We start from the raw sequence: 12545 nt of genomic DNA, 5'->3' as shown, positions 1-12545 counted from the left end.
GGGAAGATCGGTAAACTGCCCACAGCCTTATTTGCGTTGCGGGAGAATCTTTCATGGTCAACAGTTGGCGTGTGCAACAAGCCGCGCGAGAAATTCGCGCCGGGGCGGTGATTGCCTATCCAACCGAAGCGGTCTGGGGCCTGGGTTGTGACCCGTGGAACGAGGAGGCGGTGGAACGCCTGCTGGCGATCAAGTCGCGGCTGCCCGACAAAGGCCTGATCCTGGTGGCTGACAACATCCACCAGTTCGACTTCCTGTTCGAAGACTTCCCCGAAACCTGGATGGACCGCATGGCCAGCACCTGGCCGGGGCCCAATACCTGGCTGGTGCCGCACCAGAACCTGCTGCCGGAATGGATCACCGGGGTGCACGACACCGTCGCCCTGCGGGTCAGCGATCATCCCACCGTGCGCGACTTGTGCTCGTTGGTCGGGCCGCTGGTGTCCACCTCGGCCAACCCCCAAGGACGCCCGGCGGCGCGCACGCGGATTCGCGTCGAGCAGTATTTCCGCGGGCAGATCGACCTGGTGCTGGGCGGCAACCTGGGCGGACGCAGGAACCCCAGCGTGATTCGCGACCTGGCGACTGGCAAGGTCGTGCGCCCGGACTGACTTTTTGCCAGTGCACAACCCACTGTGGGAGCGAGCTCGCTCGCGATGGCGTCAGGTCAGCCAGCATTGATGTTGACTGATACACCGCTATCGCGAGCAAGCTCGCTCCCACAGGGTTTTGTGTTGCCCACAGTATTTTTGAACACCATGGACCGAATGTGGGAGCGAGCTTGCTCGCGAAGGCGTCGGGTCAGTTGGCAGTGATGCTGACTGATCCACCGCTATCGCGAGCAGGCTCGCTCCCACAGGGTTTTGTGTTGCCCACAGTATTTTTGAACACCATGGACCGAATGTGGGAGCGAGCTTGCTCGCGAAGGCGTCGGGTCAGTTGGCAGTGATGTTGGCTGATACGCCGCTATCGCGAGCAAGCTCGCTCCCACAGGGTTTTGTGTTGCCCACAGTATTTTTGAACACCATGGACCGAATGTGGGAGCGAGCCTGCTCGCGATGGCGCCGGGTCAGTTGGCTTTGATGCTGACTGATACACCGCTATCGCGAGCAAGCTCGCCCCACAGGGTTTTGTGTTGCCCACAGTATTTTTGAACACCATGGACCGAATGTGGGAGCGAGCTTGCTCGCGATGGCGTCAGGTCAGTTGGCATTGATGTTGGCTGATCCACCGCTATCGCGAGCAAGCTCGCTCCCACAGGGTTTTGTGTTGCCCACAGTATTTTTGAACACCATGGACTGAATGTGGGAGATTCTATGTTGCAGGGCAACCCTGCAACATAGGCTTCGGCTGGTATTCGCTCTGATTTTTCATCAAGGCAAATGCCACCCGGCAGAGCTTGCGAGCAAGCACCACCAATGCCTGGGTTTTTGAGAAACCTCTGACCAGGTACGACTCATAAAACGGTTTCCATCTAGGCGAGCGACATGCCGTCATTGCAGCGATATGAGCTAAGCGGCGTATTTCTGGATCCCCCTTTTTGCTCAGGTACCGGGGACCGTTCTTTTTTCCAGAATCATCGACCCGCAGGTCCATCCCTAAAAACGCGATAAATGCATCGCTGTCCGCAAAATCACCTCGCATAAAACTCGTCGCCAACCCAGTTGCGACCAGTTCACCAACGCCTTCGATGGCTTTGCAGCGGTCGATATTCGCCTCAATTCCCGACTCTTTGCTGACTTTTTGTAGCAACTTCTGGATGGCCTGAATCGCCTCTTTAAACGCTTTTTGCTGAGCAATCAGCGCTTTTTTTAACAAGGGTTCGTCGGCCCAGCTCAACATAAGACCCGCGTGATTCTTGACCAGCGTCGCGCGCCGATGAAGCAGGCTTTTTAATGTCGTGTAGGCCTTCGGTGGCGGGTTCCAGAGCCGCAGCTCGTGCTGTTCATTGGTCAAATACCGCGCCAGCAGACGGGCATCACAAGGATCGTTCTTAGCTCTTTGGCCGATGCCGCGACGATAGTTGCTCACCCGGTAAGCATCCACGACATAGACCTGATGACCCATCGCGTGAGCCAGCTCGACGGTATCCAGGTGATAGATATTGGTGGCTTCAACGGCAAGAGCGCTTTGGGCGGGCAACGTTTTTAGCCAGCGTTTGAGGGCTGTTCGATCATTCTTGATAGTGTCGATGGTTTGCAGATCAGAGCGATAAACAACAATTTCGGCCTTGGCTATATCGATACCAACAACCGTCTGCGAGGTAAGGATTGTCATGACGAATCCTCGGAGCTAGGGTTTAGGTGCTTGTTGGGGTCTACCTTTGCGCTGGCTTGTCTCTATCGTCGGTTTTACCGATGAATTCCTTATTGGCGCTTTGGGTAGAAAGGGCGGGACGAGAAGTCTCCCACGGTCCGTACTGGCTAGAGTCGGAATCGAGCTTTTAGTCCCGCCCACCCCTTCAAGTCTAAACATACAAGCGAGCTTGCTCGCGATGGCGTCGGGTCAGTTGGCTTTGATGTTGGCTGATCCACCGCTATCGCGAGCAGGCTCACTCCCACAGGGTTTTGTGTTGCACACAGTATTTTTGAACACCATGGACCGAATGTGGGAGCGAGCTTGCTCGCGATGGCGTCAGGTCAGTTGGCATTGATGTTGGCTGATCCACCGCTATCGCGGGCAAGCCCGCTCCCACAGGCTTTTGTGTTGCCCACAGTATTTTTGAACACCATGGACCGAATGTGGGAGCGAGCCTGCTCGCGATGGCGTCAGGTCAGTTGGCTTTGATGCTGACTGATACACCGCTATCGCGAGCAAGCTCGCTCCCACAGGGTTTTGTGTTGCCCACAGTATTTTTGAACACCATGGACCGAATGTGGGAGCGAGCTTGCTCGCGATGGCGTCGGGTCAGTTGGCTTTGATGCTGACTGATACACCGCTATCGCGAGCAAGCTCGCTCCCACAGGTTCTTCAGCGACCTTTAAATCAGGGCAGGAGAACGGTCGACCCCGTCGTGCGCCGCGCCGATAACTCGGTATGGGCCTTGGCCGCTTCCGCCAATGGGTAACGCTGGTTGATGTCCACCGTGAGTTTGCCGCTGGTGATCATTGCGAACAGTTCATCGGCCATGCGCTGCAGGTTTTCGGCGTTGTTGGCGTAAGTCGCCAAGGTCGGGCGGGTGACGTAGAGCGAGCCCTTGGCCGAGAGAATCCCCAGGTTCACACCGTCCACCGCACCCGAGGCGTTGCCGAAGCTCACCACCAGGCCACGGGGGGCGACGCTGTCCAGCGACGTCAACCAAGTGTCCTTGCCAACCCCGTCGTACACCACGGGCACCTTTTTGCCGTCAGTCAGTTCCAGCACCCGCTGTGCGACGTTTTCCTTGCTGTAGTCGATGGTTTCCCAAGCACCGTGGGATTTGGCGATGGCGGCTTTTTCCGGCGAGCTGACGGTACCGATCAGCTTCACGCCCAAGGCCTTGGCCCATTGGCAGGCCAAGGAGCCCACACCACCAGCGGCGGCGTGGAACAGGATGGTTTCGCCGCCCTTGAGTTCATAGGTCTGGCGCAGCAGGTACTGCACGGTCAGGCCCTTGAGCATCACGCCGGCCGCCTGCTCGAAACTGATGGATTCGGGCAGATGCACCAGGTTGGCCTCAGGCAAGACATGCACATCGCTGTAGGCCCCCAGCGGGCCGCTGCCATACGCCACCCGGTCGCCGACCTTGAACCGCGTGACGTGCGAGCCGATCGCCTCGACCACGCCCGCGCCCTCGGCGCCCAGGCCCGATGGCAACGCCGGTGGCGGATAAAGGCCGCTGCGGTAGTAGGTGTCGATGAAATTCAGACCGATCGCCTTATTGCTGACGCGCACCTGCTGCGGGCCGGGCTCGGCAGGCGAGTAATCGACGTACTCGAGCACTTCGGGACCGCCGTGGGAACTGAACTGGATACGTTTGGCCATCTTCACTTTCTCCTTGTCGCATGACTTTTACCAAGCCTGCTATCGGACTCCTAAGCTTGACCGTCGTCAACTGTGGTGTGGGCAAGTGCGGTGGTATCCTGTGCGCCCATTTGCCACCGGCCCGCCATACGCCGCGTAGCGTAGCCCTGATCAAGGTGATGTCATGTCCACTCGCACCGAGGCCGTGAAAGCCTACCTGCTCGACCTGCAAGACCGTATTTGCGCCGCCCTGGAAACCGAAGACGGCGGCACGCGCTTCGTCGAAGATGCCTGGACCCGGCCGGCCGGTGGCGGCGGTCGCACGCGGGTGATCGAAAACGGCACGGTGATCGAAAAGGGCGGCGTCAACTTTTCCCACGTCTTCGGCAGCGGCCTGCCACCCTCGGCCAGTGCCCATCGGCCAGAACTGGCCGGACGCGGCTTCGAAGCCTTGGGCGTGTCGCTGGTGATCCACCCGCACAACCCGCACGTGCCGACCTCCCACGCCAACGTGCGCTTTTTCATCGCCGAAAAGGAAGGCGAAGAGCCGGTCTGGTGGTTTGGCGGCGGCTTCGACCTGACGCCTTACTACGGCGTCGAGGAAGACTGCGTCCATTGGCACCGTGTCGCCGAGCAGGCCTGCGCGCCGTTCGGCCCCGAGGTGTACCCGCGCTACAAAGCCTGGTGCGACAGCTATTTCCACCTCAAGCATCGCAACGAGCCCCGGGGCATCGGCGGCCTGTTTTTCGACGACCTGAACGCGTGGGATTTCGACACCTGCTTCGCCTTCATCCGCGCCATCGGCGACGCCTACATCGATGCCTACCTGCCGATCGTGCGCCGCCGCAAGCACGACGCGTTCACCGCCAAACAGCGGGAATTCCAGGAGTTTCGCCGCGGGCGCTACGTGGAATTCAACCTGGTCTACGACCGCGGCACCCTGTTCGGGCTGCAATCGGGTGGACGTACCGAGTCGATCCTGATGTCCCTGCCACCGCAAGTGCGCTGGGGCTACGACTGGAAAGCCGAGCCGGGCAGCGAAGAAGCGCGGCTGACCGAGTACTTCCTGCAGGATCGCGATTGGCTGGCGACGGCCTGAACGAGGATTGTCCATGGACCACTACGTTGTAATGGGTAACCCGATCGGCCACAGCAAGTCGCCGTTGATCCATCGCCTGTTTGCCGAACAGACCGGGCAAACCCTGGACTACAGCACGCTGCTGGCGCCCTTGGAGGATTTTGCCGGTTGCGCCCGAGAATTTTTCCGCCAGGGACGTGGGGCGAACGTCACGGTGCCGTTCAAGGAAGACGCCTTCCGCCTGGCCGACAGCCTGACCGAGCGGGCCCAGCGGGCCGGGGCGGTCAATACGTTGAGCAAACTGGCCGACGGTCGTCTGCTGGGTGACAACACCGACGGCGCCGGGCTGGTCCGGGACCTGACCGTCAATGCCGGCTTCAGCCTCAAGGGCAAGCGCATCCTGCTGCTGGGGGCTGGCGGCGCGGTGCGCGGTGCCCTGGAACCGCTGCTGGCCGAAGCGCCGGCCTCGGTGATCATCGCCAATCGCACGGTGGAAAAGGCCGAATTGCTGGCCGAGTTGTTCGCCGACCTGGGCCCGGTCTCAGCCAGTGGGTTCGACTGGCTGCAAGAGCCGGTGGACCTGATCATCAACGCCACCTCCGCGAGCCTGTCGGGGGATGTACCGCCGATTGCCGCCAGCCTGATCGAGCCCGGCAAGACGGTTTGCTACGACATGATGTATGGCAAGGAACCGACCTCGTTCTGCCGTTGGGCCAAGGAACACGGCGCGGCGGTGGCGATGGATGGCCTGGGCATGCTCGCCGAACAGGCGGGCGAAGCGTTCTACCTGTGGCGCGGGGTACGCCCGGACACCGCGCCAGTGCTCGCCGAGCTGCGCCGCCAGTTGGCGCTGTAGGACCTATGTAGGAGCTGTGTAGGAGCTGTCGAGTGCAACGAGGCTGCGATCTTTCCCCAGACACTTGAATCTCAAGCGAAAGATCAAAATCAAAAGATCGCAGCCTTCGGCAGCTCCTACAGGGGTTGATTCAATTCAGTCTTCGAAGTGAATCGGGCACTTCTGCGCCCCCTCCAGCTTCAACAACTCCTCCACCACCTGCGGCCGGGCCATGCGCAAGGTCAGGCTACGGCCCTGGCTGCGCAGGCGCCGGGCTTCCTGGTGGAGCATTTCCACCCCGGAATAATCGATGAAATTGATCTGCTGGGCATCGATGACCACCCGCTGCGCCTGCAACCGTTGCAGACGTGCTTGCAGGTAATGGCTGGCGCCGAAAAAGATCGAGCCGCCGACCCGCAGGATTTCCGCCTCCCCTTCGCGAAAATGCTGCACCCGCGGCTGTGAAGTGCGCTTGAGGTAAAAGAACAGCGAAGCCAGTACGCCGGCGTAGATGGCGGTTTGCAGCTCCAGCAGCAACGTGGCCAGGCAGGTCAGGCCCATCACCACGAATTCGGCGCGGCTCACGCGGTACAACGCCCGGATACCGCGATGGTCCACCAGCCCCCAGGCGATCAGCAGAATGCTGCCGGCCATGGCCGGAATCGGGATGTGCGCGATCAGGTTCGCCCCGGCGACCGCAAACAACGCCACCCACAAGGCCGAGAACACCCCGGCCAGGGGCGAGCAGGCCCCGGCTTCATAGCTGAGGCCGGAACGGGTAAAGGAACCGGCCGACAATGATCCGGAGAAAAATCCGCCAACGATGTTGGAAAGCCCCTGCGCCCTCACCTCCTGGTTCGCATCGAGCAATTGCCCGGAACGTACCGACAGCGAGCGGGCGATGGACAGGCTGGTGACCAGCCCGAGCATGCCCACCGCAACCGCCCCGGGCAGCAGGCGCAGGATCAGCTCCAGGTCCAACGGCAACAGCGTGAGCGGCGGCAGGCGCCCGGCAAAGGCACTGACCAGCGCCACATGCGCGAACATCGCCGGCCACAACCAGACCACCAGGCTGCTGATGACTAAAGTTATCAACAGGCTCGGCCAGCGCGGCAGCAAGCGCTTGAGCACCACGCCCAGGACCAGGGTCCCCAACCCCAACAGCAGCGACGGCTTATCCACAGCCCCGATGTGGTCGACCAGCATCAGCAGCCCCCTCAACGCCGTGGCTTCGTTCGGCAGGTCGAGGCCCAGCAGGTTCGGCAACTGCCCCAGGGCGATGACCACCGCCGCGCCCAGGGTGAAACCCAGCACCACCGAATGCGAGACGAAATTCACCAGCGCCCCGAAACGCAGCAACCCCAGCAACCATTGGAAAATGCCTGCCAACACCGTCAGCAGCAGGATCAAGGTGATGTAGTCCTGGCTGGCGGGGACGGCCAGCGGACTGACGGTGGCGTACAAGACGATGGAAATCGCCGCCGTGGGCCCGCAGATCAGGTGCCACGACGAACCCCACAGGCAGGCGATCAGCACCGGCACGATCGCCGCATACAAGCCGTATTCCGGTGGCAGACCGGCAATCAGGGCGTAGGCAATGGACTGCGGCAACGCGAGAATCGCGCCGCTCAGGCCGACGATCAGGTCACGGCCGACACTGGCGCGGGTCTGCCGAGGCAGCCAGCTCAGGAAAGGCAAGAGTGAACGGCGCGTGGGGATTGCCATGGGGCCTCAAGGATGGGGTTTGGCGCAAGAGTATCAGGTGAACCCATGTGGCGAGGGAGCTTGCTCCCGCTGAGCCTGTAGGAGCTGTCGAGTGCAACGAGGCTGCGATCTTTCCCCAGACACTTGAGTTTCAAGCGAAAGATCAAAAGATCGCAGGCTTCGCCAGCTCCTACAGAGCCCAGCGGGAGCAAGCTCCCTCGCCACAAGAGCGGCTCGCCACACCATTATGCCTAGAGCTTGGCCTTCACCGCCGCCAGCGCATCCTTGCCATCGAGGGTCTTCACGCCGTCCAGCCATTTATCCAGGACCGCCGGGTTGGCCTTGATCCAGGCCTTGGCCGCATTGGCGTTGCTGACCTTGTTGTTCACCACCTCAGACATGATGCTGTTTTCCATGTCCTGGGTGAAGCTCAGGTTGGTCAGCAGCTTGCCCACATTCGGGCAGGCCTGTGCATAACCTTTGCGGGTCAGGGTGTAGACGCTGCCGGTGTCGCCGAAGTATTTCTCGCCGCCCTTGAGGTAGTGCATTTTCAATTGCACGTTCATCGGGTGCGGGGTCCAGCCGAGGAAGGTCACGAACTTCTGTTTCTTCACCGCCCGGGAGACTTCCGCCAGCATCGCCTGCTCGCTGGATTCCACCAGTTTCCACTCGCCCATGCCGAAGTCATTGGTCTTGATCATTTCTTTCAGGGAAAGGTTGGCCGGGGCACCGGAGCCGATGCCGTAGATCTTCTTGTCGAACTTGTCGGCGAATTTGTTCAGGTCGGCAAAGTTATGCACACCGGCATCCCAGACGTAGTCCGGGACCGCCAGGGTGAACTCGGTACCGTCCAGGTTCTTGGCCAGTTGCGTGACGTCGCCATTGGCGACGAACTTGTCATAGAAACCCTGCTGCGCCGGCATCCAATTACCCAAAAACACATCCACCTGGCCATCCTTGAGGCCACCGAAGGTGATCGGCACCGCGAGGGTGTCGACCTTGGCCTTGTAGCCCATCCCATCCAGCAGGAAACCGGTGATGGCATTGGTGGCGGCGATATCGCTCCAACCCGGGTCGGCCATCTTCACGGTTTCGCAGCTTTGCTCGGCCCAGGCCGAAACACTGCTCAACGCCAACAGCCCAGCGGTCAGTACTGTGGATAACTTTTGCATGGCTTGCCCCTTACGTTATTGGTTTTAGCAGGGTTGTGGATAACGGGCCTTGCGCTCCAGATCGTCGAGGTCGATGTGGTTACGCATGTACTGCTGGCTGGCGTCCACCAGCGGCTGGTGATCCCAGCTCTTGAGTTTGCCCAGGGTCAGCGCCTGGGCGACGAAACGGCGGCGCCGCTGGCTGGCGAGCACCTGTTGATGAATGGTCGGGATGTCCCACTTGGCACGCGCCTCGGCGAGAAATTCGGCGAACAAGGATTGATGCTCAGGGGATTGGCTGAGATTTTCCAGTTCCTTGGGATCGTTGCGCAGGTCGAACAGCAGGCACGGGTCATCTTCGCTGTAGATGAATTTCCACTGGCCGCGACGGATCATCATCAAGGGACTGATGGTGCCTTCGGCCATGTATTCACCGAAGACTTCGTCATGCCCGCCCTGCCCTTGCAGATGCGGCACCAGCGAACGGCCATCCAGCGGCAAGCCCGGTTCCAGCGTGCCGCCGGCCAGCTCGACCAGGGTCGGCAGCAAATCGGCGGTGGACACGGCCGCGCTCACCCGGCCGCTGGCGAACTGCCCCGGGGCACTGATCAATAGCGGTACGCGGGCGGCCATTTCGAACCAGTGCATTTTGTACCAGAGGCCCTTTTCGCCGAGCATGTCCCCGTGATCGCCGGAGAACACGATGATCGTATCGTCCAGCAAACCGGTGTCTTCCAGGGTTTGCAGGAGCTTGCCGACGTTGCTGTCAATGTAGCTGCACGCGCCGAAATAGGCGCGGCGGGCATCCCGAATCTTATCCACAGGCATTGGCTTGTCCCACAGGTCATAGACCTTCAGCAGCCGCTGGGAATGGGGGTCGAGCGTCGTTTGCGCCGGGGTCTGCGGCAAAGGGATGTCGCTGTCGTCATACAAATCCCAGAACGCCTTGGGAATCGTGTACGGGTCGTGTGGGTGGGTCATCGATACGGTGAGGCAAAACGGCTGGTCACCGTCCTCGCGAATGTGATCGAACAAGTACTGCTGGGCCTTGAATACCACTTCTTCATCGAAATCCAGCTGGTTGGTGCGCACGCACGGCCCGGCCTGCAACACCGACGACATGTTGTGGTACCAACTCGGCCGCACGTTCGGCTCGTCCCAGTTCACCGCCCAGCCGTAATCGGCCGGGTAGATGTCGCTGGTCAGGCGCTCCTCGTAGCCGTGCAGCTGGTCGGGCCCGCAAAAGTGCATCTTGCCGGACAGCGCCGTGCGGTAGCCGAGGCGACGCAGGTAATGGGCGTAGGTCGGCACGTCCGCCGGGAAATCCGCCGCGTTGTCGTACGCACCGATCTTGCTCGGCAACTGGCCGCTCACCAGGGTGAAACGCGACGGTGCGCACAGCGGGCTGTTGCAATAGGCGGCATCGAACACCACGCCCTCAGAGGCGAGGCGCGACAGGTTCGGCAGCTTGATCGGCGAAGGACCGTAGATCGGCAACATTGGCGCGGCCATTTGATCGGCCATGATGAAAAGAATGTTCTTGCGCTTCATGTATTCGCGGCATTCCATAGTAGGCAGTTATGCGATATTGCTGCGATTGAGCATGTAGCCCCCGAGTTTTGGGGTAAAGCCCATGCAGGATAATGACTAGGATAAGCACAGCTTATGTATGACGCCCTGGGTGACCTGTCCCTGGAACTGTTCCGTGCCTTTGAAGCCGCAGCACGCCAACAAAGCTTTACGGCGGCGGCGATTGAGCTGGGCACCACGCAACCGGCCATCAGCCAGCAGATCAAGCGCCTGGAAGAGCAACTGGGTACGCGGTTGTTCGACCGCATCTACCGCGGCATCGAACTGACCGAGGCCGGGACGATCCTGTTCGAGCAGGTCCAGGCCGGCTTGCAAAGCATCGATGCCGGGCTGAGTGCGATCACTGCCCAGCATCAGCATGAGGTGCTGCAAGTCGCCACGGACTTCGCCTTCGCCGCCTATTGGCTGATGCCGCGCTTGCATCGCTTCCACGCCGCCAATCCGCAGGTGGACGTCAGCCTGGTGACCAGCGAACGCAACCACAACATGCTGCGCACTGATATCGACGTTGCCGTGCTGTTCGGCGACGGTCGCTTCAAACAAGGTGAAAGTCGTTGGTTGTTCAGCGAAGAAGTCTTTCCGGTGTGCAGTCCGCTGCTGCTCAAGGAACGTCCCCTGCCCTTGTCCGCCCAGGCCTTGGCTGAGTTTCCATTGCTGCACCTGCGCGCGGGCAACAGCAACAGCTGGTTCGACTGGAGCGGCGTATTCCGCGAGCTGGGCATCACCTCGCCGCCGGCACCCGGGCAACTGCGCTTCGACAACTACACACTGCTCATCCAGGCGGCGATTGGCGGCCAGGGCGTCGCCATCGGCTGGCGGCACCTTGTGGATAACTTATTGGCGCAAGGGCTGCTGTGTCGCCCGATCGCTGAAACGGTGCTGTCGCGGCTGGGGTATTACGTGGTCTTGCCCCAGCGTAAACGCCGCGGTGTGTTGATCAGGCAATTCGTCGATTGGCTGATGGAAGAACAGGCCAACAGTGCCGAATCGCTCACGGGGCTGCCGTTGCCGTCGATTGCTGTTTGAGTATGTGGCCGTTTTTTTGGGGCTGCTTCGCCCGAAGCGTCGGACCGGCCCAGCGGGAGCAAGCTCCCTCGCCACGGGAATGTGTGTCCACAGCTAGTTGGCGGCGACGAAGCTGACGTGCTCACCCACGTGCAGGTTCAGGCGCAGCTCATCGGCGATGCCGACCGCCACCCGGTTGAGTCGCTCCAAGGATTCGGCCATGCCGGGTTCGAGGCTGGTGCTGACCTGGCTGAAATGTTCGATGCCCAGGCCAGGCGCGGCATAGGGTGCGTTGATCAAGGTCCACTGCAAGGTGCTGTTCTTCAGGGCATCGAGCACTTCTTCGGCGGCATGGCGCTGCAAATCGTCGTCCGTCGGCTCCTCGTCGAGCATCGCAAAGTCGCCCACCAGAAACAGCCGGGGAATATTCACCGCCTGCATGCCGGCGATCAGTGCATCCACGGCCAATACTTGCTCCACCGGGCCGGGAATCAGTGTGCGCTCCACTTGTTCGCTGTTCATCGGCAACCCCGGCGCGTTGAGCAGACACACCACGGCGCTGGCACCGGCAACACTTTGCTTGACCCGCTCGGGATCGAAAAGATCACCGGTCTTGGTCCGCAGGCCCGGGCGTGGAGCCAGGGCAGTAAGATCGTCGAGAATGGCGATGACTTCGTGCTGGCGCCGCAGCATTTCAGCCATCAACGCACTGCCGAGGCTGCTCATGGCACCATAGAGCACCACTTTGATGACCGGGGTTTCGGCGTTTTTCATGGCTGCTTTCCTCTTTATCCCGCGTGTAAAGGCTCTGACCCGCGGCAAACGGCGAGGGTTCGGCCTCTTTTCAAGGAGTGACAGATGCAGCGGATCAAGGGCTACCACGTCCACGTGTATTTCGACGCCAGCACCCTCGACCAGGCGCGGGCCTTGTGTGAGGAAGCGGCGCAACTGTTTCCGCTGAAAATGGGCCGCGTCCATCAACGCCCAGTCGGCCCGCACCCGGACTGGAGCTGTCAGCTGGCCTTCGATCCACAGTACATCGGCGTGGTCCTGCCGTGGCTGGCGCTCAATCGCAAGGGCCTGGTGATTTTCCTGCACCCGGAGACCGGCGATGACCTGACGGACCACACCGAGCATGCGATCTGGATGGGCGCGGTGCGGCCGTTGAATCTTTCAGCATTCAAAGCAAGCACCTGACGGCTTTTGTGGCGAGGGAGCTTGCTCCCGCTGGGCTGCGAAG

General features: G+C 60.9%; 11 protein-coding genes. 5 read left to right on the top strand and 6 right to left on the bottom strand.

Annotation, left to right across the window (positions count from 1 at the left end):
• Positions 1-53: 53 nt before the first annotated feature.
• Positions 54-611, top strand: coding sequence for an L-threonylcarbamoyladenylate synthase (locus QMK47_RS01270; protein ID WP_018603585.1), 558 nt, complete (start codon positions 54-56; stop codon positions 609-611).
• 703 nt (positions 612-1314) lie between these two features.
• On the opposite strand, the gene QMK47_RS01265 is transcribed toward QMK47_RS01270, so the two are convergent.
• On the bottom strand, positions 1315-2277 hold the full coding sequence (locus QMK47_RS01265) for an IS110 family transposase (RefSeq protein WP_018603751.1): 963 nt from the start codon (positions 2275-2277) through the stop codon (positions 1315-1317).
• 708 nt (positions 2278-2985) lie between these two features.
• Positions 2986-3963 carry an NADPH:quinone reductase gene (locus QMK47_RS01260; protein WP_320389694.1) on the bottom strand — a complete coding sequence of 326 codons (978 nt, stop codon included), beginning with the start codon at positions 3961-3963 and terminating at the stop codon, positions 2986-2988.
• Positions 3964-4126: 163 nt separating this feature from the next.
• Between QMK47_RS01260 and hemF the strand changes: the two genes are divergently transcribed.
• Together hemF and aroE are read left to right on the top strand one after the other, a co-directional pair.
• Entirely contained in the window at positions 4127-5041 is a 915-nt protein-coding gene (gene hemF, locus QMK47_RS01255; protein WP_024617012.1) for an oxygen-dependent coproporphyrinogen oxidase, read from the top strand.
• A gap of 13 nt (positions 5042-5054) precedes the next feature.
• The gene (gene aroE, locus QMK47_RS01250) at positions 5055-5876 is read left to right on the top strand and encodes a shikimate dehydrogenase (RefSeq protein ID WP_253470647.1); all 822 of its coding nucleotides are present in this window, start codon (positions 5055-5057) and stop codon (positions 5874-5876) included.
• Positions 5877-6011: 135 nt separating this feature from the next.
• Here the strand turns inward: aroE and QMK47_RS01245 are convergent, their stop codons facing one another.
• From QMK47_RS01245 to betC, 3 genes are all read right to left on the bottom strand, one after another.
• Complete coding sequence (locus tag QMK47_RS01245; protein ID WP_018602676.1) at positions 6012-7580, bottom strand: SulP family inorganic anion transporter; 1569 nt, start codon at positions 7578-7580, stop codon at positions 6012-6014.
• Positions 7581-7810: 230 nt separating this feature from the next.
• The gene (gene choX, locus QMK47_RS01240; RefSeq protein WP_320389693.1) at positions 7811-8731 is read right to left on the bottom strand and encodes a choline ABC transporter substrate-binding protein; all 921 of its coding nucleotides are present in this window, start codon (positions 8729-8731) and stop codon (positions 7811-7813) included.
• Between the two features lie 24 nt (positions 8732-8755).
• A complete protein-coding gene (gene betC, locus QMK47_RS01235) occupies positions 8756-10261 on the bottom strand; it encodes a choline-sulfatase (protein ID WP_320389692.1) in 1506 nt (501 codons plus the stop codon).
• A 114-nt stretch (positions 10262-10375) separates the two neighbouring features.
• Between betC and QMK47_RS01230 the strand changes: the two genes are divergently transcribed.
• Complete coding sequence (locus tag QMK47_RS01230) at positions 10376-11326, top strand: choline sulfate utilization transcriptional regulator (RefSeq protein WP_253470639.1); 951 nt, start codon at positions 10376-10378, stop codon at positions 11324-11326.
• Positions 11327-11419: 93 nt separating this feature from the next.
• Here the strand turns inward: QMK47_RS01230 and QMK47_RS01225 are convergent, their stop codons facing one another.
• Positions 11420-12079, bottom strand: coding sequence for an NAD(P)-dependent oxidoreductase (locus QMK47_RS01225; RefSeq protein ID WP_320389691.1), 660 nt, complete (start codon positions 12077-12079; stop codon positions 11420-11422).
• 84 nt (positions 12080-12163) lie between these two features.
• On the opposite strand from QMK47_RS01225, the gene QMK47_RS01220 reads away from it, so the two are divergent.
• Positions 12164-12502 carry a DOPA 4,5-dioxygenase family protein gene (locus tag QMK47_RS01220; protein ID WP_320389690.1) on the top strand — a complete coding sequence of 113 codons (339 nt, stop codon included), beginning with the start codon at positions 12164-12166 and terminating at the stop codon, positions 12500-12502.
• Positions 12503-12545 lie beyond the last annotated feature (43 nt).

This window comes from Pseudomonas sp. P9_35, from assembly GCF_034008205.1.
Classification (GTDB): Bacteria; Pseudomonadota; Gammaproteobacteria; order Pseudomonadales; family Pseudomonadaceae; genus Aquipseudomonas; species Aquipseudomonas kilonensis.
This window is presented reverse-complemented; position numbering and strand designations above follow the sequence as displayed.